This window comes from Pantoea sp. Seng, from assembly GCF_009829935.1.
Classification (GTDB): domain Bacteria; phylum Pseudomonadota; class Gammaproteobacteria; order Enterobacterales; family Enterobacteriaceae; genus Pantoea; species Pantoea communis.
On sequence record NZ_SZZV01000005.1, the window covers coordinates 246,750 to 271,667 of the forward strand.

At 54.7% G+C, this 24,918-nt stretch carries 20 protein-coding genes; 16 read left to right on the forward strand and 4 right to left on the reverse strand.

What is annotated here, in order from left to right; translation table 11 throughout:
* Positions 1–18: 18 nt before the first annotated feature.
* From syd to FD737_RS07155, 4 genes are all read left to right on the forward strand, one after another.
* Positions 19–567: a SecY-interacting protein gene (syd, locus tag FD737_RS07140; RefSeq protein ID WP_058961517.1), complete on the forward strand. Its 549-nt coding sequence runs from the start codon at positions 19–21 to the stop codon at positions 565–567.
* A 589-nt stretch (positions 568–1,156) separates the two neighbouring features.
* Entirely contained in the window at positions 1,157–1,483 is a 327-nt protein-coding gene (locus FD737_RS07145) for a YqcC family protein (RefSeq protein WP_097117977.1), read from the forward strand.
* Positions 1,483–2,262: a tRNA pseudouridine(65) synthase TruC gene (gene truC, locus FD737_RS07150; protein WP_160833101.1), complete on the forward strand. Its 780-nt coding sequence runs from the start codon at positions 1,483–1,485 to the stop codon at positions 2,260–2,262. Before FD737_RS07145 ends, truC begins: the two co-directional genes overlap by 1 nt.
* A gap of 12 nt (positions 2,263–2,274) precedes the next feature.
* The gene (locus FD737_RS07155) at positions 2,275–2,721 is read left to right on the forward strand and encodes a flavodoxin (RefSeq protein WP_034823070.1); all 447 of its coding nucleotides are present in this window, start codon (positions 2,275–2,277) and stop codon (positions 2,719–2,721) included.
* A 118-nt stretch (positions 2,722–2,839) separates the two neighbouring features.
* On the opposite strand, the gene garD is transcribed toward FD737_RS07155, so the two are convergent.
* The gene (gene garD / locus FD737_RS07160; protein WP_160833102.1) at positions 2,840–4,399 is read right to left on the reverse strand and encodes a galactarate dehydratase; all 1,560 of its coding nucleotides are present in this window, start codon (positions 4,397–4,399) and stop codon (positions 2,840–2,842) included.
* A gap of 506 nt (positions 4,400–4,905) precedes the next feature.
* Between garD and FD737_RS07165 the strand changes: the two genes are divergently transcribed.
* The 6 genes from FD737_RS07165 (at position 4,906) to FD737_RS07190 (ending at position 11,899) form a co-directional block, all read left to right on the forward strand.
* Positions 4,906–6,252: an MFS transporter gene (locus FD737_RS07165; RefSeq protein WP_160833103.1), complete on the forward strand. Its 1,347-nt coding sequence runs from the start codon at positions 4,906–4,908 to the stop codon at positions 6,250–6,252.
* 9 nt (positions 6,253–6,261) lie between these two features.
* Positions 6,262–7,608, forward strand: coding sequence for an enolase C-terminal domain-like protein (locus FD737_RS07170; protein ID WP_160833104.1), 1,347 nt, complete (start codon positions 6,262–6,264; stop codon positions 7,606–7,608).
* 10 nt (positions 7,609–7,618) lie between these two features.
* Complete coding sequence (gene gudD, locus FD737_RS07175; protein ID WP_058961510.1) at positions 7,619–8,950, forward strand: glucarate dehydratase; 1,332 nt, start codon at positions 7,619–7,621, stop codon at positions 8,948–8,950.
* A gap of 52 nt (positions 8,951–9,002) precedes the next feature.
* On the forward strand, positions 9,003–9,770 hold the full coding sequence (gene garL, locus FD737_RS07180) for a 2-dehydro-3-deoxyglucarate aldolase (RefSeq protein WP_097117971.1): 768 nt from the start codon (positions 9,003–9,005) through the stop codon (positions 9,768–9,770).
* A gap of 19 nt (positions 9,771–9,789) precedes the next feature.
* On the forward strand, positions 9,790–10,674 hold the full coding sequence (gene garR / locus FD737_RS07185) for a 2-hydroxy-3-oxopropionate reductase (protein WP_034823058.1): 885 nt from the start codon (positions 9,790–9,792) through the stop codon (positions 10,672–10,674).
* 85 nt (positions 10,675–10,759) lie between these two features.
* Entirely contained in the window at positions 10,760–11,899 is a 1,140-nt protein-coding gene (locus FD737_RS07190; RefSeq protein WP_097117970.1) for a glycerate kinase, read from the forward strand.
* Between the two features lie 195 nt (positions 11,900–12,094).
* On the opposite strand, the gene barA is transcribed toward FD737_RS07190, so the two are convergent.
* A complete protein-coding gene (gene barA, locus FD737_RS07195) occupies positions 12,095–14,824 on the reverse strand; it encodes a two-component sensor histidine kinase BarA (RefSeq protein ID WP_160833105.1) in 2,730 nt (909 codons plus the stop codon).
* A gap of 91 nt (positions 14,825–14,915) precedes the next feature.
* Between barA and rlmD the strand changes: the two genes are divergently transcribed.
* The 6 genes from rlmD (at position 14,916) to queE (ending at position 23,526) form a co-directional block, all read left to right on the forward strand.
* Positions 14,916–16,232, forward strand: coding sequence for a 23S rRNA (uracil(1939)-C(5))-methyltransferase RlmD (rlmD, locus tag FD737_RS07200; RefSeq protein ID WP_160833106.1), 1,317 nt, complete (start codon positions 14,916–14,918; stop codon positions 16,230–16,232).
* Positions 16,233–16,264: 32 nt separating this feature from the next.
* Positions 16,265–18,499, forward strand: coding sequence for a GTP diphosphokinase (gene relA / locus FD737_RS07205; RefSeq protein WP_034823050.1), 2,235 nt, complete (start codon positions 16,265–16,267; stop codon positions 18,497–18,499).
* Between the two features lie 151 nt (positions 18,500–18,650).
* Complete coding sequence (mazG, locus tag FD737_RS07210) at positions 18,651–19,442, forward strand: nucleoside triphosphate pyrophosphohydrolase (protein ID WP_160833107.1); 792 nt, start codon at positions 18,651–18,653, stop codon at positions 19,440–19,442.
* 249 nt (positions 19,443–19,691) lie between these two features.
* On the forward strand, positions 19,692–21,329 hold the full coding sequence (gene pyrG, locus FD737_RS07215; RefSeq protein ID WP_034823046.1) for a glutamine hydrolyzing CTP synthase: 1,638 nt from the start codon (positions 19,692–19,694) through the stop codon (positions 21,327–21,329).
* A gap of 77 nt (positions 21,330–21,406) precedes the next feature.
* Positions 21,407–22,702 carry a phosphopyruvate hydratase gene (gene eno, locus FD737_RS07220; protein ID WP_160833108.1) on the forward strand — a complete coding sequence of 432 codons (1,296 nt, stop codon included), beginning with the start codon at positions 21,407–21,409 and terminating at the stop codon, positions 22,700–22,702.
* Positions 22,703–22,851: 149 nt separating this feature from the next.
* Positions 22,852–23,526: a 7-carboxy-7-deazaguanine synthase QueE gene (gene queE, locus FD737_RS07225; RefSeq protein ID WP_160833109.1), complete on the forward strand. Its 675-nt coding sequence runs from the start codon at positions 22,852–22,854 to the stop codon at positions 23,524–23,526.
* Between the two features lie 142 nt (positions 23,527–23,668).
* Here the strand turns inward: queE and FD737_RS07230 are convergent, their stop codons facing one another.
* Complete coding sequence (locus tag FD737_RS07230) at positions 23,669–24,268, reverse strand: inorganic diphosphatase (RefSeq protein WP_160833110.1); 600 nt, start codon at positions 24,266–24,268, stop codon at positions 23,669–23,671.
* Between the two features lie 129 nt (positions 24,269–24,397).
* On the reverse strand, positions 24,398–24,760 hold the full coding sequence (queD, locus tag FD737_RS07235; RefSeq protein ID WP_176505758.1) for a 6-carboxytetrahydropterin synthase QueD: 363 nt from the start codon (positions 24,758–24,760) through the stop codon (positions 24,398–24,400).
* Positions 24,761–24,918 lie beyond the last annotated feature (158 nt).

A 24,918-nucleotide genomic window follows, 5' to 3' on the forward strand; every position in this document is an offset into this window, starting at 1 on the left:
TCACAAGCGAGAAGAAGAATGATGCAGCAAACCGCAGATGCCCTGCGTGAGTTTACCGCCCGTTATGTGCAACATTGGCAGCAGCAGGCTGGACATCTGCCCGCCAGTTCGGATCTGCTGGGTGTGCCATCCCCTTGTATTGTCAGCACGCTGGATGATTGTGTGCTGTGGCAACCACAGCCCTTCACCTTGCCAGCCACGCTGGAAGCCGTCGAGCGGGCACTGGATATTCAGTTGCAATCGGAAATCAGTGCTTTTTACACCTCGCAGTTTGCCGGCGATATGACCGCAACCTTTCAACAGCAGCCGATAACGTTGTTACAGGTGTGGAGCGAATCAGACTTTACCCGCTTGCAGGAGAATCTGATTGGCCATCTGGTCATGAAGCGCCGGTTAAAACAGAGTCCAACATTATTTATTGCGACTACTGAATCGGAGCAGGATGTGATTGCTCTGTGTAATCTTTCCGGTGAAGTGATTCTGGAACAGCCTGGTAGTAAAAAGCGCCAGGTGCTGGCGGCAAGTATTCAGACATTTCTTAATGATTTACAACCGGTTAAAGCCTAATTAGCAGATTTCACAGGTTAGGTTTGTAAGAGATCTCTCACATCAGGTGTGAGAGATCGCTAGATCATCTTGCAGCCATCCGGAAAGCAAAGATGTAAAAATATTGTGAATCATAAGGTTATGGCATCACTCCTAAAATTAGTAGTGTGAGAAATCTATTAACGCGTCTTACTAACTTGTTATTACGATGGTTTCTGACAGAATAGTCACCACTGGCAGGATGCTGGGGATGAAGAGACGTTCAGGAGAATGTCAGCCAGTAGGCAGGAACGTAACGGAGTTTACGGCACATGGAAGGCTTCAGGATGAAGCAGGACACTCAGGACTGAGTCAGGGACACCTCCAGGACGGAGAATGAGAGCCACGTGGATGGTGGTGGGCCAGGATGCTAAGGATAACTGTCACGATGACAGGCAATGGAAAGCAGAGGAAGAGTTGTCATGGATGAGCAGGGAGCACAGCGGTGGCGGGAATGCTGCGAACGAAACCGGGAGCACTGTAATCACAGTGCTCCCTTTTTTTATGCCTTTTTTGCACGTTGAACGACTAGTGGTATGCTTGCCGCCCAATTTTTCTCTGGAGGTGGCGTATGTCGTCGCAAATGGTTATTCAACAGCTGCAGCAAATCGAAGCGGTGATGCGCGAACACGGCCACTGGCAGACGCAATCCCCTGAGGTGGCAGCCTTCGCCAGCACCGAGCCTTTTTGTCTCAATACCATGGAGCCGCTGGAGTGGCTGCAGTGGGTACTCATTCCACGTTTCCATGCGCTAATCGAAGCCGGCGCGCCACTGCCGCAAAATTTCTCTGTGACGCCTTATTATGAAGTCGCGTTACCTGCGACCACGCCAGGCCATGCGGTCCTGTTGCTGACATTGGGCCAGTTCGACGCGCTTTTTCAGGATCCGACCCCTTAATGCTGGAAATCCTTTATCAAGATGAATGGCTGGTCGCCGTCAACAAACCGTCCGGCTGGCTGGTGCATCGTAGCTGGCTCGATCGCGACGAAAAAGTGGTGGTGATGCAAACGGTACGCGATCAAATTGGTCAGCACGTATTTACTGTGCATCGCCTCGATCGCCCCACCTCCGGCGTACTGTTAATGGCGCTCTCCAGCGAAGTGGCGCATCTACTGTCACATCAGTTCGAGCAGCATAAAATGCAGAAGACCTATCACGCAGTGGTGCGCGGTTGGCTGGATGGCAGCGCGACGCTCGATTATCCGTTGGTCGAAGAGCTGGATAAGATTGCCGATAAGTTCGCCACTCAGGAACGTACCGCGCAGCCTGCCGTCACTGATTATCGCTCACTGGCGCAGGTAGAGATGCCCGTGGCGATCAGTCGCTACAACAGCGCGCGTTATACCCTGGTGGAGATGTCGCCGCATACCGGCCGTAAACATCAGCTTCGCCGCCATATGGTGCATCTGCGCCACCCGATTATTGGCGATAGCGCCCATGGTGATTTGCGGCAGAATCGGGGGGCAGCAGAGCACTTTGGTATGAATCGATTGATGCTGCATGCCAGTGCGCTGAGTCTGACGCATCCGGTCACCGGAGAACCTCTGGTGATTCGCGCCGGGCTCGATCGCGTCTGGCAAGGCATGCTGGAACATTTTGGCTGGCAGCATCAGATCCCTGAGGTTCCCAGGGTTGAGTTTGCCGACGAGGCAGTCCAGGATAAGCCAACAGAATAAAGGAGCGGCAAGATGGCAAAGATTGGCATTTTTACAGGTACGGTTTACGGCAATGCATTGCTGGTGGCGGAAGAAGCGCAGCCGGTACTGGAAGCGCAGGGCCACGAAGTGAAAGTTTTTGAGGATGCGTCACTGGCGGATTGGCAGGCTTACAGCAAGGAGGTCATTCTGATTGTCACCTCCACCACCGGCCAGGGCGACTTCCCGGACAATATTGCCCGCTTGTATGTGCAGATACGCGATGAAGTGGGTTATCAACCAGAGCTTCGCTACGGCGTGATTGCACTGGGTGATAGCAGCTATGAGAACTTCTGCGGCGCGGGTAAAACTTTTGATGCCACCTTGCAGGAGCAAAGTGCCAAACGCATCGGTGATGTGCTGCTGGTGGATGCCACTGAAGATCCTGAGCCTGAGTCAGTGACCACGCCTTGGGTTGAGAGCTGGGGTAAGCTGCTGTAATTCTGCCTTCGCTTCGTCTTTGGCAAGCGGCAATCTGAACGGCCTGAAAATAAGATGATGATGTTTCAGGCGCGCCAGATTGCATCCTCTCCCTTGTTGGGAGAGGGTGAGATCGCACTCAGGTCACCGGCGCCGGATTAAACACCGCCAGCTGATTGCGAATGCCCCAGCGATCAGACCAGGTTTGTTTGCGACCACTGGCAATCTCCAGTATCAACTCAAACAACCGCCAGCCCACCTGCTCGATACTCTCTTCACCCGTCGCAATGGTGCCTGCATTAATATCCATCAAATCGTGCCAGCGTTCAGCCAGGGCATTGCGCGTCGCCATTTTAATCACCGGAATCGCAGCCAAACCGTAGGGTGTGCCACGACCGGTGGTGAACACCTGCAAGGTAATGCCCGAGGCCATCTGCTGGGTGCCGCAGACAAAATCACTGGCCGGTGTCGCTGCATAGATCAAACCGCGCTTTGTTGGGCGCTGCCCTGGTGACAGCACTTCTACAATCGGACTGCGTCCTGATTTGGCAATCGATCCCAGCGCTTTCTCCACCACGTTCGCCAGCCCGCCTTTCTTATTACCCGGCGAGGGATTGGCGCTGCGGTCGGTTTGGCCCTGGCTAAGATAATCGTCATACCACGCCATCTCTTCCAGTAGGCGTTTACCCACATTTTCATCGACCACGCGCGGCGTCAGCAGATGTATTGCATCGCGTACTTCGGTGACCTCGGAGAACATCACGGTGGCGCCGCAGCGCACCAGCAAATCAGAAGCAAAGCCGACTGCCGGATTGGCCGTCACGCCGGAAAATGCATCGCTGCCGCCGCACTGCGTGCCAATCACCAGTTCTGATGCCGGGCAGGTCTCGCGCTGGCGCAAATTCAGTTTTTTCAGATGGCGTTCGGCGACCTGAAGGATCTCATCCACCATCGCGCCGAAACCAACATGCCGTTCATCCTGCAAACGCACAATGTCATGATCATCCAGCGAGATGGCCTGCACATCCGGCGTGCCGGTCAGCAGACGCTCCGGCTGCAATTTCTCGCAGCCGAGACTGACAATCATCACTTCGCCCCCAAAATTGGGGTTCAGCGCGAGGTTATGGATAGTGCGAATCGGCACCACCGCAGCGGGCGCATTGATCGCCACACCACAGCCATAAAGATGATTCAGTGCCACTACACCATCAACGTTGGGATAGCGTGGCAGCAGATCGCGCTCGATCATTTGCACCACGTAATCCACGACGCCAGCGACACAGTGCACGCTGGTGGTGATACCGAGCAGATTGCGTGTTCCTACGCTGCCATCGGCGTTGCGATAACCCTCAAAGGTGTATCCTTCGAGCGGTGGCAGAGTGGGGGGCACATTGTTCGCCAGTGGCAAACTGTTGAGCGGAGGCGCTTCGGGTAGCGCCACCAGAGATTCTTCAATCCAGCTCCCTTGCGCAATCGGGCGCAAGGCGGTGCCAATCACTTCGCCGTAGCGCAGGATGACGCCGTTTTGAGGAATGTCCACCAGCGCCACTTTATGTCCTTGCGGCACGTGTTCGGTGAGCTGCAGGCCATCCTCAAAGCGGGTACCCGCAGGCAAACCCTGATGATTCACCACGATCGCCACGTTGTCGGCGTCGTGTACTTTTATATAAAGCGGTTTCTCTGTTAGCGGTCGGTTCATTGCTCACCTTCCAGTTCGTCGCGCTGTACATGGCAGCGCGTTGTAAATACTTCCGTCACGTCATCATTTTTTGCCAGCCTCAGTATATGCAGGGGTATTGGCCTGCGCATTGTGCAACTGACTGGCTTTTTAGGGTTTTATTACCTGAGTTTGGTTCGTTTATCCAAATACAAGTGAACAGACTCACAAAGCGCACGTTGGCTGGCTGCTTCTTAATCAATCTATGGGTGAAAAATCAGGTTCCGTGAGCTACGCCGCAGGGATATGTGCAATTGCCATAAAATCAGCATGAATCAATGTTCATCATCATGCGTTCTTCCAATGCCTCGTGGTTGGGCTGTTCCTATACTGATTCTCGTTCTTCAACGTTTGGTTATTCGTCACGACGCATCATCGTTTTGCCATAACAACAATCGCCGTGTTTAACCCGACATCATTCTGATACCCAACGCGATGTGTATGCAGTCAGAGTGAATGTAGCGTTCGCTATATTTCAGGAGTGCATCATGAATAGTTTCAGCCAGACAGCGGAAGCGGTGCAAAAACGCACCAACGCCCGTTACTGGATTGTGGTGATGTTATTTATCGTCACATCATTCAACTACGGTGACCGTGCAACCATCTCGATTGCCGGTTCCGCGATGTCTAAAGATATCGGCCTCGATTCGGTCGGTCTGGGATATATCTTCTCCGCCTTCTCATGGGCTTACGTTATTGGACAAATACCTGGCGGCTGGCTGCTCGACCGCTTTGGCTCAAAACGCGTTTACTTCTGGAGTATTTTCCTCTGGTCGCTGTTTACCCTGCTGCAAGGCTTTGTCGATCTGTTCAGTGGCTTTGGCATCATCATCTCTCTGTTCCTGCTGCGCTTTCTGGTGGGTCTGGCGGAGGCTCCGTCCTTCCCCGGTAACAGCCGCATTGTGGCAGCCTGGTTCCCGGCACAAGAGCGTGGTACCGCCGTCGCCATTTTCAACTCGGCGCAGTATTTCGCCACGGTGATCTTCGCCCCGATTATGGGCTGGCTGGTGGCTGAAGTGGGCTGGGCGCACGTGTTCTGGTTTATGGGCGGACTGGGCATCATCCTCAGCTTCGTCTGGCTGAAGTTCATGCACGATCCGAACAACCATCCGGGTGTGAACAAAGCTGAGCTGGAGTACATGGAGCAGGGCGGCGCGTTGATCAACATGGATGCCAAAAAAGCCGACCGCAAAGTGAGCTGGGATGAGAAGTGGTATCAAATCAAACAGCTGCTTTCGACCCGCATGATGTGGGGTATCTATCTCGGACAATATTGCGTTAACGCGCTGACCTACTTCTTTATTACCTGGTTCCCGGTGTATCTGGTGCAGGCGCGCGGCATGTCGATTCTTAAAGCGGGCATGATCGCCTCGATTCCGGCCATCTGTGGCTTCCTCGGTGGTGTGTTAGGTGGCGTGATTTCCGATTACCTGATGCGCAAAACTGGTTCGCTGAACGTTGCACGTAAGACTCCCATCGTGGTTGGCATGCTGCTCTCTATCAGCATGGTGATGTGTAACTACACCGAAACTGAGTGGGTAGTGGTGCTATTTATGGCGCTGGCGTTCTTCGGCAAAGGTATTGGTGCGCTGGGCTGGGCAGTGATGGCGGATACCGCACCGAAAGAGATCAGTGGATTGAGCGGTGGCTTGTTCAACATGTTCGGCAACTTCTCCGGCATCGTGACGCCGATTGCTATCGGTTACATCATCGCCGCTTCTGGCTCTTTCGAAGGAGCGCTGATTTATGTCGGGATCCACGCCTTCGTCGCTGCGTTTAGCTTCCTGTTCATCACGGGTGATATCAAACGTATCGAACTGAAACACCGAGCATAAGGACGAACTATGAATACGCAAAGTAGCCCGGTGATCACCGATATGCAGGTGATTCCGGTTGCCGGTTACGACAGCATGTTGCTGAACATTGGTGGAGCGCACAGCGCCTGCTTCACCCGCAACATTGTGGTACTGACCGACAGTGATGGTCATACCGGCGTCGGTGAAGCGCCGGGTGGCGAAACGATCTACCAAACGCTGGTGGAGGCAATTCCACAGGTCAAAGGCCAGCAGGTGGCGCGCATGAACCGCCTGGTGCAGCAGGTGCACAAAGGCAATCAGTCGGCGGATTTCGATACCTTTGGTAAAGGGGCCTGGACCTTCGAACTGCGTGTCAATGCGGTGGCGGCGCTGGAAGCGGCACTGCTGGATTTGCTGGGTCAATGTCTGGGCGTACCGGTAGCCGAGTTGCTCGGTCCGGGACAACAGCGTGATGAAGTCACCGTGCTCGGTTATCTGTTCTATCTCGGCGATCGTCGCAAAACCGATTTACCGTATCTGACGGGCGAAGGCGCCAGCCATGACTGGTATCACCTGCGTCATCAGGAAGCACTGACGCCAGATGCGGTGGTGCGCCTGGCGGAAGCGGCACAGGACAAATACGGTTTCAAAGATTTCAAATTGAAAGGCGGCGTATTGCCGGGCGAGCAGGAGATGGAATCCGCGGCCGCGCTGAAAAAGCGTTTCCCGGATGCGCGTATCACCGTTGATCCCAACGGCGCCTGGACGCTGGATGAAGCGATTGGCTTGTGCAAAGGCATGGGCGAGGTGCTGACCTATGCTGAAGATCCATGCGGTGCCGAACAGGGCTATTCCGGCCGTGAAGTGATGGCGGAGTTCCGCCGTGCCACCGGCTTGCCGGTCGCCACCAATATGATTGCCACCAACTGGCGCGAGATGAATCACGCGGTGATGCTCAACTCAGTCGATATCCCGCTGGCCGATCCGCACTTCTGGACGCTGAGCGGTGCGGTGCGCGTGGCGCAACTGTGCGACGACTGGGGCTCAACCTGGGGTTGCCACTCTAACAACCACTTCGATATTTCGCTGGCGATGTTTACCCACGTTGGCGCTGCCGCACCGGGCAAACCGACGGCTATCGATACCCACTGGATTTGGCAGGAAGGCGATCAGCGCCTCACCAAAGAGCCGCTGCAAATCCGCAACGGCAAGATTGCCGTACCGGATAAGCCCGGCCTCGGCGTCGAGCTGGATTGGGATCGTCTGCATCAAGCCAATGCCCTCTACAAATCTCTGCCGGCAGGTGCGCGTAACGACGCCACGGCGATGCAGTATCTGGTTCCCGGTTGGTCATTCGACCGTAAGCGTCCGGCCTTCGGTCGCCGTCATGCATAAGGAGCAGGAAATGAGTCAGACACCAAAAATCACATCGCTGCAGGTCATTCCGGTGGCCGGTCACGACAGCATGTTGCTGAATCTGAGCGGCGCCCATTCACCGTTCTTCACCCGTAACATCGTCATTATCAAGGATAACGCGGGCCACACCGGCGTGGGTGAAATTCCCGGCGGTGAGAAAATTCGTCAGACGCTGGAAGATGCGGCGGCGCTGGTGGTGCAAAAGACCGTGGGTGAGTACAAAAACATCCTTAACCTGGTTCGCAGTACTTTTGCCGACCGCGATTCCAGCGGACGCGGCAATCAGACCTTCGACCTGCGTACCACCATCCATGTGGTGACTGGCATTGAAGCGGCGCTGCTGGATCTGCTCGGTCAACACCTGGGCGTCAACGTTGCCTCGCTGCTCGGCGATGGCCAACAGCGTGACCGCGTGGAGATGCTTGGGTATCTGTTCTACGTCGGCGACCGCAAGAAAACGTCGCTGCCTTATCAGAGCCAGGAAACAGACAAGTGCGACTGGTATCGTCTGCGTCATGAAGAGGCACTGACGCCGGATACCGTGGTGCGACTGGCGGAAGCTGCCTATGAAAAATATGGCTTCAACGATTTCAAACTGAAAGGCGGCGTGCTGCGCGGTGGCGAAGAGGCCGAAGCGGTCACGGCGCTGGCTAAACGCTTCCCGCAGGCACGCGTTACCCTCGATCCCAACGGTGCCTGGTCGCTGAACGAGGCAATTCTGCTCGGTAAACAACTCAAAGGCGTGCTGGCTTACGCAGAAGATCCATGCGGGGCCGAGCAGGGTTATTCCGGCCGCGAAGTGATGGCGGAATTCCGTCGCGCAACCGGTTTGCCGACCGCCACCAACATGATCGCCACCGACTGGCGCCAAATGGGCCACACGCTGTCGCTGCAATCGGTGGATATCCCGCTGGCGGATCCACACTTCTGGACCATGCAAGGTTCAGTGCGCGTGGCGCAGATGTGTCATGACTTCGGCCTGACCTGGGGTTCGCACTCTAACAACCACTTCGATATTTCGCTGGCGATGTTCACCCACGTGGCCGCTGCCGCGCCGGGCGCGATTACCGCCATCGATACTCACTGGATCTGGCAGGAGGGCAATCAGCGCCTGACCAAAGAGCCGTTCCAGATCAAGGGCGGCATGGTACAGGTACCGCAAAAACCGGGTCTTGGTGTCGAGCTGGATATGGATCAGGTCATGCAGGCCAATGCGCTGTATCAGAAACACGGTTTGGGCGCGCGCGACGATGCGCAGGCGATGCAGTACCTCGTGCCGAACTGGACCTTCGATAACAAGCGTCCGTGCCTGGTGCGCTAATGTTTCCGGCGCCCCGTGCGGGCGCCTGTTGTAACAGACAGGAGTAAAGACAATGAGCAATGCCTGGCCGAACCACTTTCGTCGCCGTTTGCAGGCAGGGGAAACCCTGATTGGTAGCTGGTGCGCACTTGCCAGCCCGATTTCCACCGAAGTTCTGGGTCTGGCGGGTTTTGACTGGCTGGTGCTGGATGGCGAACACGCGCCCAACGACATCACCACCTTTATCCCGCAGTTGATGGCGCTGAAGGGCAGCCACAGTGCGCCGGTGGTGCGTCCGCCGTGCAACGAACCCATCATCATCAAACGCCTGCTGGATATCGGTTTCTACAACTTCCTGGTGCCGTTTGTGGAGACCGAGGAAGAGGCGATTCGCGCCGTGGCGTCAACGCGTTATCCGCCAGCGGGCATTCGCGGCGTGTCGGTTTCGCATCGCAGCAATATGTACGGCACGCTGCCGGATTACAACGCCACCATCAATGACAACATCACAGTGCTGGTGCAGATCGAAACGCAGCAGGCGGTGGATAACATCGATGCGATTGCTGCCGTTGACGGCGTGGATGGCATTTTTGTCGGACCGGGCGATCTCTCGGCGGCGATGGGCTATCTCGGTCAGCCTGCACATCCTGAAGTGCTGAAAGTAATCAAACACATCTTTGAACGTGCCAAAGCGGCGGGCAAGCCAAGCGGCATTCTGGCGCCGGTGGAAGCCGACGCGCGCCGTTATCTCGAATGGGGCGCCACATTCGTTGCCGTGGGCAGCGATCTCGGTGTTTTCCGCAACGCCACGCAGGCGCTGTGTGACAAATTTAAGAAATAACTGACGAAGAGGAAAGGCAATGAAAATTGGATTTATCGGCCTCGGTATTATGGGCAAACCGATGAGTAAAAACCTGGTGAAAGCCGGTTATTCACTGGTGGTACGTGACCACAACGTCAGCAATGAAGCCGAGCTGGTGGAGCTGGGCGCTACCGTGGCGAAAACGCCAAAAGAGGTCGCCGAACAGGTTGATGTGGTGATCACCATGGTGCCGAACTCACCGCAGGTGAAAGAGGTTTGCCTCGGCGCCAACGGGATTATCGAAGGTGCGAAGCCAGGACTGATTGTGATCGACATGAGTTCGATTGCGCCGCTGGCCAGCCGTGAAGTGCACGATGCGCTGGCAGAAAAAGGCATCAAGATGCTGGATGCACCGGTCAGCGGCGGCGAGCCAAAAGCGATTGAGGGCACGCTGTCTGTGATGGTTGGCGGCGATAAAGCGGTATTCGACCAGTGCTATGACATCATGAAAGCCATGGCCGGTTCGGTGGTGCACACCGGCGATATCGGTGCAGGTAACGTCACTAAGTTGGCAAACCAGGTGATTGTGGCGCTGAACATCGCGGCGATGTCCGAAGCGCTGTCGCTGGCAACCAAAGCCGGTGTGAACCCAGAACTGGTTTATCAGGCGATTCGTGGTGGGCTGGCAGGCAGCACGGTACTCGATGCCAAAGCGCCGATGGTGCTGGATCGTAACTTCAAGCCAGGCTTCCGCATCGACTTGCACATCAAGGATTTGGCGAATGCGCTGGACACTTCACACGGCATTGGCGCGCATCTGCCGCTGACGGCTGCGGTGATGGAAATGATGCAAGCGCTGAAAGTCGACGGCAAGGGCACATCTGACCATAGTGCACTGGCTTGCTATTATGAAAAATTAGCTCAGGTCGAGATCACCCGGTAGTTTGCCTGTCCGGTGTCTGCGGATGCCGGGCAGCTTACTGCATTAGCAGGACGGAACTCCGTCATCCATCGCGCTCGGATTGCCTATGAAAATTGTCATCGCACCGGATTCATATAAAGAGAGTTTGTCCGCACTGGAAGTGGCTGCGGCGATTGAAGCGGGATTTAGCGAAATTTTTCCCGACGCCGAATACGTGAAAATACCGGTCGCCGACGGTGGCGAAGGCACGGTAGAAGCCATGGTGGCGGCGACGCAGGGAAGTATTGTCAGATTGACCGTGACCGGACCGCTCGGCGCGCCGGTTGAGGCATTTTATGGATTATCGGGTGATGAGCGCAGCGCCTTTATTGAAATGGCGGCAGCCAGCGGCCTGGAATTGGTGCCGGCCGCGCAGCGTGACCCGTTGATCACCAACTCTTATGGCACTGGCGAGCTGATTAAAAACGCGCTCGATCGCGGTGTTGACCACATCATTATTGGCATTGGCGGCAGCGCCACCAACGATGGGGGATCCGGCATGATGCAGGCGCTGGGCGCTCGCTTGCTGGACCAGCAGGGCAATGAGATTGCCTTTGGCGGCGGCGCACTGCCGCAGCTGGCGCGGATTGAAATCGATCAGCTGGATAAACGTATTCAGCAGTGCCGCATTGAAGTGGCCTGCGATGTCACTAATCCCCTGACCGGTGAAGAGGGGGCTTCGGCGATTTTTGGTCCTCAAAAAGGGGCCACGCCGGAACTGGTGCAGCAGCTGGATAAAGCGCTGGCGCATTACGCTGAGATTATCCATCGCGATTTAGACATTGATGTGCTGCACATTGCGGGCGGCGGTGCGGCGGGGGGCATGGGCGCGGCACTGCATGCGTTTTGCCAGGCCGAGCTACGTCGCGGTATTGAGATCGTCACGGAAGCCCTTGCGTTAGCGGATCAGGTGCAGGATGCCGATCTGGTGATTACCGGCGAAGGGCGTATTGATAGCCAGACCATTAACGGCAAAGTGCCGATTGGTGTGGCGAAGGTGGCAAAGCAGTTTAACAAGCCGGTGATTGGCATTGCGGGCAGTTTAACCGCAGATGTTGGCGTGGTGCATCAGCACGGGCTGGATGCGGTATTCAGCGTGTTGTTTAGCATTGGCTCACTGGAGGATGCGTTAGCCAATGCGGCGCAGAATGTGCGACTGACCGCGCGCAATGTGGCGGCAACAATCAAGGTGGGGCAGGCCTTATAGATGCGGCTGATCGCGCGCAATGTCGTGGCAGCGAACAATGTGGGGCAGGCCTTACAGGCGCGCCCCTCTCATCCTAACCCTCTCCCGTTATCGGGCGAGGGGACCGTTGGTGGCGATGATTGAGACGACGAGTCATTCTTTAACCATGCTCGATTAGCGCTCTCTTGTGCTTAAGAGAGGGCATGAAACGTTCCGTTATCCCACGCCCAACACTTTCCTGGCCTCACGCGCCACGTTCGCCATCTCATCACTCAACTCCAGCAATTCCGGCTCCAGCGCTTCGATATCACTCTCCTGATGCAGGCTCTTTTCCAGCTGCTGACACAGCTGTTTCAGTCGGGGCACGCCGCTGTAGCTGGCACTGCCGTGCAGCTTATGGATGATCTCGCGTAGGCCATTAACATCGTTACTGGCCATGGAACCCTCCACGCGCGCTTCCACCTCCGGCAGGAAATCCAGCAGCATCTGCAGCAGATCGCGCGCCAGATCCGGTTTGTTGGCGGCCTGACGCAGTGCCAGCGCCCAGTCGAGCGATGGCGCAACATCCGGCAGTAGTGTGGGTGCCGCCGTGGGGTTCGGGGCATAGCGCTGCAACAGCTGGCTCAGTTTGCCTTCGTCTATCGGCTTCGCCAGATAATCATTCATCCCGGCGCCAATCAGCTGCTGGCGCTCGCCATCCAGCGCATGCGCGGTCACCGCGACAATCGGGGTATTGGCATGCAGCGGCAGGCTACGGATAATTTCACTGGCGCGAATGCCATCGATATCCGGCATCTGGATATCCATCAAAATCACATCCAGCTTGTGTAAACGCGCCTGGCGGATAGCCTGTTCCGCGTTGTCGCACAGAATGATGTGCTGAACCTGCTCCTCCAGCAGCGCACCGATTAACTTCAGATTGGCAGGATTGTCATCCACCGCCATCACCGTCAGCGGCTGGCGGGTACTGTGCGGTAAGGCATCGTTATGCAAACTGTGCAAATCCAGCAGCATCGGCAACAAGCGCGTCAGTGAGACGGGTTTGGCGATACAGCCGGCGATGCCTCGTGCGCGCAAATCGTCGGCGAACAGCATCATCTCGCTGGGCAGCGCCAGCAGTACCGAATCGGCATGGGCGCGCAGCCGTTGAATTAAAGCATCCGGCAGCGTGGCGGGGTGAGGATCGTTCACCGGCAATCCCATCAACAACAGCGGGAAGCGGGTATCCGGCAGCGCTTCCAGTGAAGTGAAATGCTGAACCTGCAGCGGCGTGATGCTAAGCATCTCCTGCACCGCTTTCGCCACCGCCGCATGGGGTTCGATATAGGCTAACGGGATGGCGCGCAGATCTTCCAGCATACGCGGAATGGGCGGCGCGTTGGGATTGAGATCGAGATGAACGTGCACCCAGAAAGTGGATCCCTGATTCTGACGGCTGTGGAACGCGATCTCTCCGCCCATCTCCGACACCAGTTTTTGCGTGATCACCAGACCCAAACCAGTGCCGCCGTGGCGGCGGGAAATACTCGCATCGGCCTGACGAAACGCCTGGAACAGCTGTGACTGTTGCTGCTCAGAAATGCCAATGCCGGTGTCGTGTACCTGAATTTCCAGTTCAACGCGCGTGGTGCTCAGGCTACGCAGCTCAACACGCAAATCGATGTGCCCCTGCTCAGTAAACTTAATGGCATTACCAATCAGGTTAATCATGATCTGCTGTAAACGTAGCGGATCGCCAATCACATTATCCGGCACCTGTTTTTCCAGACAAACGGTGATCTCGAGTCCTTTGTCATGTGCCGAAGGTGCCAGCAGCACCAGCGTTTCATCCAGCGTGGCGCGCAGCGGGAAGGGGATCGATTCCAGCACCAGTTTGCCGGCTTCGAGCTTTGAGAAATCCAGCACATCGTTGATGATGCTCAGCAGGTTATTGGCCGAGCGTTCAATGGTGCTCATATAATCGCGTTGGTTGGTGCTCAGTCCGGTTTTCAGCATCTGACGGGTAAAGCCAATCACTCCGTTGAGCGGTGTTCGTAACTCATGCGACATATTGGCGAGAAATTCTGATTTAATACGCGCCGCTTCCTGCGCGCGCTTCTTCGCCAAATCCAGCTCGACGTTTTGAATCTCCAGCTGCTCCAGGGTTTCACGCAGATCGTAGGTGGCCTGATCGATATTCTGCTGCATCTCTTCGTGATAAGCGGTGAGCGACATCGCCATGGCATTGATGCCGTTTTTCAGGATGCTGAGTTCGCCCAGCATGTAGCCATCAACGCGGCTGTCGAGTTGGCCGCGACGAATGCGGTCCACGGTGGAAACCATGTTACGAATTGGCCCGGTGACGTCGCGCATCAGACGATAGGCAAACAGCATGGCGATGCACAAACAAAACAGTAAGAGCAAAGTGGCCACAAACACCTCTTTGTACTGCTCCAGCCGCACCGATTGCAGATCGAGTTCAATAGCCACATACCCCAACGGATTACCCGCCGGTTTGGCATCTTCTCCGGGCAGTTCGTCTACGGAATAGCGTTCGGAGATAATCGGGGTTCGCAGCACCATCAAATTGCCGTGGCGCTCGACGGAGACACCATCTTCCAGCGTCGAGATGTCTTCTTTCTGCAACAACGCCAGATTTTGGTTGTTGTTCGAAGTGACGTAGATGTGATTGTTGTTGTCGAAAACGGTAATGGCACGGACAATATCGGAATGACGACGATGCAGCAGGCTGACCAGCTCGCGAATCGCATCACGATTGTGCCAGGTCATGCCGTATTCGCTGGAGACTGCCAGCGGTTCGATAATGTTCGATCCGGCATCGCGCACCTGATGTTGTAATTCGTTATAACGGTGCACCACGAAGAAGGTACTGAGCAGCAGACCAATCATTAACGTTGGCGCCAGTATCAAAATCATCATTCGCGCCCGCAGGCTATATTTGGTCATAATTGTGGCCTGGCAACTCCTGGCATTGATATCCCTGTGCACAATCCGCTTGCGATGGCACACCCCATTAATTTAGAGAATTCACAACACTATGGCGCAATTTTACTCCGCAAAACAGCGTGTGGCGACAAAGCAGCGTATTACCGTCACTATCGAAGACCTTGACCCCTTTGGACAAGGTGTTGCGCGCCATAATGGCAAAGCGATGTTTGTCAGCGGCGCACTGCCGGGTGAACAGGCCGAAGTTATGGTCGTGGAAGATAAACGTCAGTTCTCGCGGGCCAAAGCCAAAAAGATTATGCAGCCAAGCGCACAGCGGGAAAAACCGCGCTGTGTGCACTTTGGCGTGTGTGGTGGCTGCCAGCAACAGCATGCCGCGATCGCGTTACAGGAGGACAGTAAAGCACGTGCGCTGAGCCGAATGTTGAGCCGGGATGCGCCTTTGCCGGTGCAGGTGAATGAGATCATCAGCGGCAACACCTGGGGCTATCGCCGTCGCGCCCGTCTGGGACTGCAATGGCAGCCTAAACAGCAGCGTTTACAAATGGGGTTCCGCCAGGCGGCCAGCAACGATTTGGTTGAAATAACTCAATGCCCCATTTTGGTGCCCGAGCTTGAAGCGTTACTGCAGCCGTTGCACCAGTGTCTTAGCAGCTTACAGGCCGCACGGCGACTGGGGCATGTCGAGTTAGTGCTGGCAGATAATGGCCCGGTGATGGTGCTGCGTCATCTTGATGCATTGTCCGCAGGCGATCGTGTAAAACTGGAACGCTTTTCGCATGAGCATCAGCTGATGTTGTATCTGGCGGACGGCAGCGAGCATTTGCAGCCGCTGGGGGATTACGCACCTTTCTACCAATCGTTTGATTTGAAACTGACTTTCAGCCCGCAGGATTTCATCCAGGTGAATGATGGCGTGAATCAGCAGATGGTGACAAAAGCCATTGAATGGCTCGATTTACAGCCCGAAGATCGGGTGCTGGATCTGTTTTGCGGTATGGGTAATTTCACTTTGCCTGTAGGAAAGTTCGTACAAAATGCTGTGGGTGTGGAGGGTGTTGCAGCATTAGTCCACCAGGCAGCGTATAATGCTGAGCTGAATAATCTTAAAAATGTCCGCTTTTTCCAGCACAACCTGGAGGAAGACGTTGCCCACCAGCCTTGGGCAGCGCAGGGATTTAACAAGGTGTTACTGGATCCAGCACGTGCTGGGGCCGCGGGTGTGATGTCGCATATCGTTAAACTTGCGCCGCAACGCGTGGTCTATGTTTCCTGTAACCCAACAACACTTGCGCGCGACAGTCAGGCATTACTGTCGGCGGGCTACCATTTGGAAAGGGTCGCGATGCTGGATATGTTCCCACATACCAGTCATCTCGAGTCCATGGTGCTGTTTAGCAAAGCATAAGCGGCGTTTTCGTCGTTATGGCAGGAGAGGATATGGTTGCGGTTAGAAGTGCGCATTTAAATACGGAAGGGGAGTTTGCCCTTGACCAGTGGATCGCCAGTTTAAATATCAATAATCCGCAATCCTGTCAGCGATTGGCGGACACCTGGCGCTACTGTGAAACCGAAACGCACAACCATCCAGATCAGGCTCTGCTGCTGTGGCGCGGTATTGAGATGGTGGAAATACTCACCATGCTCAGTATGGACAACGATAGCCTGCGCGCGGCCTTACTGTTCCCGCTGGCCAACGCGGATGTGGTCAGTGAAGAAGAGCTGGAAAAGTCGTTCGGCAAAGGCATTGTCTCGCTGGTACACGGTGTGCGCGATATGGACGCGATCCGCCAGCTGAAAGCCATCCACAATGATTCTATGGCCTCCGAGCAGGTGGATAACGTGCGCCGCATGCTGCTGGCGATGGTGGAAGATTTCCGCTGCGTGGTTATCAAGCTGGCAGAGCGTATTGCCCACCTGCGTGAAATGAAGGATGCACCAGAAGACGAACGTGTTCTCGCCGCCAAAGAGAGCACCAACATCTATGCGCCGTTAGCCAATCGTCTCGGTATCGGTCAGCTCAAATGGGAGCTGGAAGATTACTGCTTCCGCTATCTGCACCCCGATGAGTACAAACGCATCGCCAAACTGCTGCATGAACGCCGTATTGACCGCGAAGGTTACATTGATAATTTCGTGAGTAACTTACGTGCAGAGATGCAGAAGGAGGGCGTGCGTGCTGAAGTCTATGGTCGCCCGAAACATATCTACAGCATCTGGCGCAAGATGCAGAAAAAGTCGCTGGCGTTTGATGAGCTGTTCGATGTGCGCGCGGTGCGCATCGTGGCAGAACGTTTGCAGGATTGCTACGGCGCGTTAGGCACCGTGCACACACTGTATCGCCATCTTCCCAGCGAGTTCGACGACTACGTTGCCAATCCAAAACCCAACGGTTATCAATCCATTCACACCGTGGTGCTCGGTCCGCAGGGCAAGACGGTAGAGATCCAGATTCGTACTCGCCAGATGCATGAAGATGCGGAGTTGGGCGTGGCCGCGCACTGGAAGTACAAAGAAGGCCCGACTTCCAGTAACGCGCGCGGTGCGGCAGGGCACGAGGAACGCATTGCGTGGCTGCGTAAGCTGATTACCTGGCAGGAAGAGATGGCGGATTCCGGCGAGATGCTGGAAGAGGTGCGCAGTCAGGTATTTGACGATCGGGTGTACGTGTTTACCCCGAAAGGCGACGTGGTCGATCTGCCATCGGGCTCAACACCGCTGGACTTCGCTTATCACATTCACAGTGATATCGGACATCGCTGCATTGGTGCCAAAATCAGCGGTCGCATTGTGCCGTTCACCTATCAATTGCAGATGGGCGATCAGATTGAGGTGATTACCCAGAAGCAGCCGAACCCGAGCCGCGACTGGCTGAACCCGAACCTTGGCTATATCACCACCAGCCGTGGCCGTTCAAAAATTCACGCCTGGTTCCGCAAACAAGATCGCGACAAGAACATTCTGGCTGGCCGCCAGATTCTTGAAAGCGAGTTGAGCCAGCTGGATATCAGTTTCCGCGATGCAGAAAAAATTCTGCTGCCGCGTTATAACGTCAGCTCGCAGGATGAGCTGTTGGCGATGATTGGCGGCGGCGATATTCGCCTCAATCAGATGGTCAACTTCCTGCAGGCCAAACTCAATAAGCCGAGTGCGGAAGAGGAAGATCGTGAAGCGCTGCGCCAGCTGACGCAAAAATCACATCAGCCTTCATCTGCGCGCAGAGAAAGTGGACGCGTGGTGGTGGAAGGCGTGGGCAATCTGCTGCACCACATTGCGCGCTGCTGCCAGCCGATCCCGGGTGACGATATCGTGGGCTTTATCACCCAGGGGCGCGGTATTTCCATTCACCGAGCCGACTGTGACCAGTTAAGCGAACTGATCTCCCATGCGCCGGAACGTATTGTCGATGCGGTGTGGGGCGAAGATTATTCGAGCGGCTATTCGCTGGTGGTACGCGTCACCGCCAACGATCGCAGCGGGTTACTGCGCGATATCACTACCATTCTGGCGAATGAGAAGGTTAACGTGCTGGGCGTTTCCAGCCGCAGCGACACCAAAAAGCAGTTGGCAACCATTGATATGGATATCGAAATCTACAACCAGCAGGTGCTGGGTCGCGTGCTGGCGCGTCTTAATCAGGTGCCGGATATCATCGACGCACGCCGTCTGAACTGATGTGGCCAGGCCGCCATGAAAGGGCAGCCTGGCATTTACTGTACGCCCGAAATGGCACGTCCAGGTTGCTCTGCGCGTCGACCAGATTTCGGTGCGCCTCAGGGTCGCCATTTTGGCGACCTTTTCCATTTTAACCCCTAAGGATTTCCCCATGACAGCCCTGAATCGTCTGCTCACCATCATGCAAACCTTGCGCGACCCGAAACGTGGCTGCCCGTGGGATCGTCAGCAGACCTTCGCCTCCATCGCCCCTTACACGCTGGAAGAGACCTACGAAGTGATCGATGCGATTCAGCGCGAGGACTTTGATGACCTGCGCGGTGAACTCGGCGATCTGCTGTTTCAGGTGGTGTTTTACGCGCAAATGGCCGATGAGCAACAGCGTTTCAACTTCGATGACATCTGCAATGCGATTAGCGACAAGCTGGAGCGCCGTCATCCGCACATCTTTGGTGATGTGCAGGCCGACACCACGCAGGAAGTACTGAAAAACTGGGAAGCGATCAAACACAGCGAGCGCGCAGAGAAGTCACAGCATTCGGTGCTGGATGACATTCCTAAAGCCTTGCCTGCACTGATGCGTGCTTACAAAATCCAGAAGCGCTGTAGCACGGTGGGATTCGACTGGAACAACCTGGGGCCAGTGCTGGATAAAGTGCATGAAGAGATCGATGAAGTGATGCACGAAGCGCAGCAGGCGGTGGTCGACAATGACAAGCTGGAAGAGGAGATTGGCGATTTGCTGTTTGCCACCGTCAACCTTTCGCGCCATCTGGGCAGCAAAGCCGAAATCGCCTTACAAAAAGCCAATGATAAATTTGAGCGTCGCTTCCGTCAGGTTGAATCCATCATCAGCGTGCAGGGACTGGCGATGCAGGATGCGACCCTGGATCAAATGGAAGCCGCCTGGCAGCAGGTGAAATGCAGTGAGAACAAAGACTAAGCGGTTATTCTTCAAATTGTCGATTATTCCTGCATTGCGCATAAATTGTCCGCTTGAGCTTACTCGATTCAGCCAAGCGGCAACTTTGTGACGCACGTCAACATTTCACACTCGTCTATTCGCTATGTTATCGGCTGCAATGCGGGGGGGTGATGTGATTCATCAATTGTGGCTGAGGACGACTTCGGGTATACTATTTTCCCGTCTTGGTTATTCCACCGTCTTTAAACCTAAACTCTCAGGTTCAGCATGACAACGAATTATATTTTTGTGACCGGCGGGGTCGTATCCTCTCTGGGCAAAGGCATTGCCGCAGCCTCCCTCGCAGCCATCCTTGAAGCACGTGGTCTGAATGTGACCATCATGAAACTCGATCCGTACATTAACGTCGATCCGGGTACCATGAGCCCAACGCAGCACGGTGAAGTGTTTGTTACCGATGATGGGGCCGAAACCGATCTGGACTTGGGTCACTACGAGCGCTTCATCCGTACCAAAATGTCGCGCCGCAACAACTTTACGACCGGTCGTATCTACTCAGAAGTGCTGCGCAAAGAACGTCGCGGTGACTATCTGGGTGCCACGATTCAGGTTATCCCACACATCACCAACGCCATTAAAGAACGTATTATCGAAGGCGGCGAAGGTCATGATGTCGTACTGGTGGAAATCGGCGGTACCGTAGGTGATATTGAATCCCTGCCGTTCCTCGAAGCGATTCGCCAGATGGCGGTTGATGTGGGCCGTGAACACACCATGTATATGCACCTGACTTTGGTGCCGTATATGGCGGCTGCAGGCGAAGTGAAAACCAAGCCAACCCAGCATTCAGTGAAAGAGCTGCTGTCGATCGGTATCCAGCCTGATGTGCTGATCTGCCGTTCTGACCGCGCTGTGCCGGCCAATGAACGTGCGAAGATCGCCCTGTTCTGTAACGTGCCAGAGAAAGCGGTTATTTCCCTGAAAGATGTGGATTCCATCTACAAGATTCCTGGCCTGTTGAAATCACAGGGTCTGGATGACTATATCTGTAAGCGTTTCAATCTGAGCGCACCGGAAGCGAACCTGGCCGAATGGGAACAGGTTATCTATGAAGAAGCCAATCCGGGTGGCGAAGTGACCATCGGTATGGTCGGCAAATATGTCGAACTGCCAGATGCGTACAAGTCAGTGATTGAAGCACTGAAGCACGGTGGCCTGAAAAATCGTGTAACCGTGAACATCAAGCTGATCGATTCGCAGGATGTGGAATCTCGCGGTGTCGAAATTCTGAAAGATCTGGATGCTATCCTGATCCCGGGCGGCTTCGGCTACCGTGGTGTGGAAGGCAAAATGCTCACGGCGCAATACGCGCGTGAGAACAACATCCCTTACCTCGGTATCTGCCTGGGTATGCAGGTTGCGTTGATGGAATTCGCACGCAACGTGGCCGGGATGGCAGACGCCAACTCAACGGAATTTGTGCCAGACTGTAAGTACCCAGTGGTCGCGCTGATCACTGAATGGCGTGATGAAGAAGGCAACGTTGAGCAACGTACTGAGCAGAGCGATCTGGGCGGCACCATGCGTCTGGGTAGCCAGCAGTGCCAGCTGACGCCGGAAAGTAAAGTGCGCCAGCTATACGGTTCTGACGTGATTACTGAACGTCACCGTCATCGTTATGAAGTGAACAATCTGCTGTTGAAGCCGATTGAAGCGGCGGGTCTGCATATTGCGGGCCGTTCCGGCGACGACCAGCTGGTGGAGATCATCGAACTCCCGAACCATCCGTGGTTTGTAGCTTGTCAGTTCCACCCGGAATTCACGTCGACCCCGCGTGATGGTCATCCGCTGTTCGCTGGCTTTGTTAAAGCCGCGCAGGAGCACCAGAAGCGGTTAGCGAAGTAAGAGTTTAACGAACAGCGCGCGAACTTTTCGCGCGTTGTTTGTCTTAGGATTGACTAACTTGTACTGAGGAAAATCGAATGTCCAAAATCGTAAAAGTCATCGGTCGCGAAATCATCGACTCCCGTGGCAACCCGACTGTAGAAGCAGAAGTGCATCTGGAAGGCGGTTTCGTTGGTCTGGCTGCAGCGCCATCAGGTGCTTCAACCGGTTCTCGCGAAGCACTGGAGCTGCGTGACGGTGACAAATCTCGTTTCCTGGGCAAAGGCGTGACCAAAGCGGTTGCCGCTGTTAACGGTCCTATCGCTGCAGCGGTAACCGGTAAAGATGCCAAAGACCAGGCGAACATCGATAAGATCATGATCGAGCTGGACGGTACTGAGAACAAATCCAACTTCGGCGCTAACGCCATTCTGGCGGTTTCGCTGGCTGCGGCTAAAGCGGCTGCGGCTTCTAAAGGCCTGCCACTGTACGCGCACATCGCTGAACTGAACGGCACCCCAGGCAAATTCTCTATGCCACTGCCGATGATGAACATCATCAACGGTGGTGAGCACGCGGATAACAACGTTGATATCCAGGAATTCATGATCCAGCCTGTTGGCGCGAAAAACGTGAAAGAAGCCATTCGCATGGGTTCTGAAGTTTTCCACAACCTGGCAAAAGTGCTGAAAGCCAAAGGCATGAGCACTGCGGTCGGTGACGAAGGTGGCTATGCGCCTAACCTGGGTTCTAACGCCGAAGCCCTGGCTGTTATCGCTGAAGCGGTTAAAGCAGCAGGCTACGAGCTGGGCAAAGACATCACCCTGGCGATGGACTGTGCAGCGTCTGAATTCTACAAAGACGGCAAATATGTGCTGGCTGGCGAAGGCAACAAAGCTTTCACCTCTGAAGAGTTCACGCACTTCCTGGAAGATCTGACCAAACAGTACCCAATCGTCTCTATCGAAGACGGTCTGGACGAGTCTGGCTGGGCGGGCTTCGCTTACCAGACCAAAGTACTGGGCGACAAAATTCAGCTGGTAGGTGACGACCTGTTCGTGACCAACACCAAGATCCTGAAAGAAGGTATCGATAAAGGTATCGCTAACTCCATCCTGATCAAATTCAACCAGATCGGTTCTCTGACCGAAACTCTGGCTGCAATCAAGATGGCAAAAGATGCAGGTTACACCGCGGTGATTTCACACCGTTCAGGTGAAACTGAAGATGCGACCATCGCTGACCTGGCGGTCGGTACTGCTGCTGGCCAGATCAAAACCGGTTCTATGAGCCGTTCTGACCGTGTTGCTAAGTACAACCAGCTGATTCGTATCGAAGAAGCGCTGGGCGACAAAGCTCCGTTCAACGGTCTGAAAGAAGTTAAAGGCCAGTAAGGCTCTGTTGATGTGTCCCGATGGGCCGCATCATCGCTGATAAAGCCCCGCCTCGTGCGGGGCTTTTGTTTTTTTGGCACGAAGCAGCTGTGAACCGATGGTGAAAATCTGCCATAATCTGCGCCTCGAATTTAAGACGTGAGTAAAAAATGTTCTACCCGATTAACGAAATGTTCCAGACCCTGCAGGGCGAAGGATTTTACACCGGTGTTCCGGCGCTGTTCATCCGCTTACAAGGATGTCCGGTGGGCTGTAGCTGGTGTGATACCAAGCATACGTGGGAAAAACTGGCCGATCGGGAGACCTCGCTGGGTGATATTCTGGTGAAAACCGTGGAGAGTGATGCCTGGGGCAGTGCCGATGCGGCGATGCTGATTGAAACTATTCAAAGTCAGGGCTGGACCGCGCGCCATGTGGTGATCACTGGCGGCGAACCGGCTATTTTTGATTTGCGCCCGTTGACTGAGGCGTTGGAAGCGGCCGGATTTGAGTGCCAGATTGAGACCAGCGGTACACATGAAGTGCACTGTTCTGACAGCACCTGGGTGACGGTTTCACCGAAGGTCAATATGCGCGGCGGTTACGATGTGCTGCCGCAGGCGTTGCAGCGTGCGGATGAGATTAAACATCCGGTGGCGCGTGAGCGTGATGTCGAAGCGTTAGATGTGCTGCTGGCGGGTCTGCATGATGATGATAAGAAGCGCATTGTGGCGCTGCAACCGATCAGTCGTGGCGATGCCGCCACCAAACTGTGCATTGAGACCTGCATTGCGCGTAACTGGCGCCTTTCGATGCAGACACATAAGTATCTGAATATCGCCTGATTCATCAGGTGTGCATCCCTGCGGCACCTGACTCAAACCTGTTTGAAGGGTCGCCATTGATGGCGACCTTGTTCATTACCGCGCCGGCTAAACGATATGGATAGCGACTTTTTCCATTACCCCGCCGACGCATGCTTAGGTTTTATTGCTTTGCTTTATACGCGTCGAAGGCCTGTTTGATCTCAGTTTTGGCTTTCGCCGCATCTTCAAAACCATTCAGCTCCACTTTCTTACGGCCATCTGGCAACTGCTTATACACGCGGAAGAAAGCTTCCAGACGTTCCTGCTCCATTTTCGGCAGGTCTTTCATCTCTTTGATGTCATCATAAGTCGGATCGATTTTGCTGGTCGGCACTGCGACGATCTTGTCATCGACTTCGCCACCGTCGATCATCTTCAGTACACCAATCGGACGCAGTTTGATCAGCGTACCCGGCTGCAGCGGTGCACGAGTATAGAAGATCACATCCAGCGGATCGCCATCACCGCCCAGTGACTGGGTCAGTGAGCCGTAGTTTGCGGGATAGGCAACCGGCATCGACTGGAAACGGTCAGCCACGATAAAACCGGTTTTTGCATCGGTTTCATATTTGATCATGCCGCCCGCCGGAATTTCAGTCACGGCATAGAACTCATCCGGTACTTTTTCAGGCTGCGGAAAATCCAGTACGTTTTGCGCCTGAACGGCGGCAGAGGCGGAAACCAGCAAAGCAATAACAGAAAGGCGTTTAACGAAGTTCATTGTTGATTCTCTTGATCTTTAATGAAGGAGACAACAACGTAGAGGGGGCGGATGACAGGGAGATGAAGTGAACGTAAAGAAGCGTATAGCTAAAAGTCAGGCTGCACAGCGGCAGCCCGTCAACAGTGATTAACCTTTATAAGTACAACCTGCGGTACAGGTTTCCTTGATCATCACTGCACTCAGTTCTGGCAGGATCGGTTTCATCTGATCCCAAATCCATTTTGCCAGCACTTCGCTGGTTGGATTTTCCAGGCCTGGAATATCATTCAGATAGTGATGATCGAGACGATCATAAATCGGCATAAACGCCGCCTTCAGTTCGGCAAAATCCATGACCCAACCGGTATGCGCATCCACTTCACCGGTAATTTCTAATCGCACCAGGAACGAATGGCCATGCAGACGACCACATTTATGCCCTTCAGGCACATGCGGCAGACGGTGGGCAGATTCGAACTGGAACTCTTTAAACAGCGTGGTAGACATAATGGCTCTCAGACTTAAAAACCGCCGAATTCTACCTGAATCACAGATTTTTCGCACCCGCTAACGATGAAAAGGGCATTTTGGGCACGCCTATGCCGCAACATGTTGATTAACGTATTGAATAAAGGCGACTTTATTTACCACTTTTGCCGATTAACATT

Excerpts from the sequence above, each read along its gene's own strand:
- syd (WP_058961517.1), top strand. The coding sequence starts at position 19 with ATGATGCAGCAAACCGCAGATGCCCTGCGTGAGTTTACCGCCCGTTAT.
- FD737_RS07145 (WP_097117977.1), top strand. The coding sequence starts at position 1,157 with ATGTCGTCGCAAATGGTTATTCAACAGCTGCAGCAAATCGAAGCGGTG.
- truC (WP_160833101.1), top strand. The coding sequence starts at position 1,483 with ATGCTGGAAATCCTTTATCAAGATGAATGGCTGGTCGCCGTCAACAAA.
- FD737_RS07155 (WP_034823070.1), top strand. The coding sequence starts at position 2,275 with ATGGCAAAGATTGGCATTTTTACAGGTACGGTTTACGGCAATGCATTG.
- garD (WP_160833102.1), bottom strand. The coding sequence starts at position 4,399 with ATGAACCGACCGCTAACAGAGAAACCGCTTTATATAAAAGTACACGAC.
- FD737_RS07165 (WP_160833103.1), top strand. The coding sequence starts at position 4,906 with ATGAATAGTTTCAGCCAGACAGCGGAAGCGGTGCAAAAACGCACCAAC.
- FD737_RS07170 (WP_160833104.1), top strand. The coding sequence starts at position 6,262 with ATGAATACGCAAAGTAGCCCGGTGATCACCGATATGCAGGTGATTCCG.
- gudD (WP_058961510.1), top strand. The coding sequence starts at position 7,619 with ATGAGTCAGACACCAAAAATCACATCGCTGCAGGTCATTCCGGTGGCC.
- garL (WP_097117971.1), top strand. The coding sequence starts at position 9,003 with ATGAGCAATGCCTGGCCGAACCACTTTCGTCGCCGTTTGCAGGCAGGG.
- garR (WP_034823058.1), top strand. The coding sequence starts at position 9,790 with ATGAAAATTGGATTTATCGGCCTCGGTATTATGGGCAAACCGATGAGT.
- FD737_RS07190 (WP_097117970.1), top strand. The coding sequence starts at position 10,760 with ATGAAAATTGTCATCGCACCGGATTCATATAAAGAGAGTTTGTCCGCA.
- barA (WP_160833105.1), bottom strand. The coding sequence starts at position 14,824 with ATGACCAAATATAGCCTGCGGGCGCGAATGATGATTTTGATACTGGCG.
- rlmD (WP_160833106.1), top strand. The coding sequence starts at position 14,916 with ATGGCGCAATTTTACTCCGCAAAACAGCGTGTGGCGACAAAGCAGCGT.
- relA (WP_034823050.1), top strand. The coding sequence starts at position 16,265 with ATGGTTGCGGTTAGAAGTGCGCATTTAAATACGGAAGGGGAGTTTGCC.
- mazG (WP_160833107.1), top strand. The coding sequence starts at position 18,651 with ATGACAGCCCTGAATCGTCTGCTCACCATCATGCAAACCTTGCGCGAC.
- pyrG (WP_034823046.1), top strand. The coding sequence starts at position 19,692 with ATGACAACGAATTATATTTTTGTGACCGGCGGGGTCGTATCCTCTCTG.
- eno (WP_160833108.1), top strand. The coding sequence starts at position 21,407 with ATGTCCAAAATCGTAAAAGTCATCGGTCGCGAAATCATCGACTCCCGT.
- queE (WP_160833109.1), top strand. The coding sequence starts at position 22,852 with ATGTTCTACCCGATTAACGAAATGTTCCAGACCCTGCAGGGCGAAGGA.
- FD737_RS07230 (WP_160833110.1), bottom strand. The coding sequence starts at position 24,268 with ATGAACTTCGTTAAACGCCTTTCTGTTATTGCTTTGCTGGTTTCCGCC.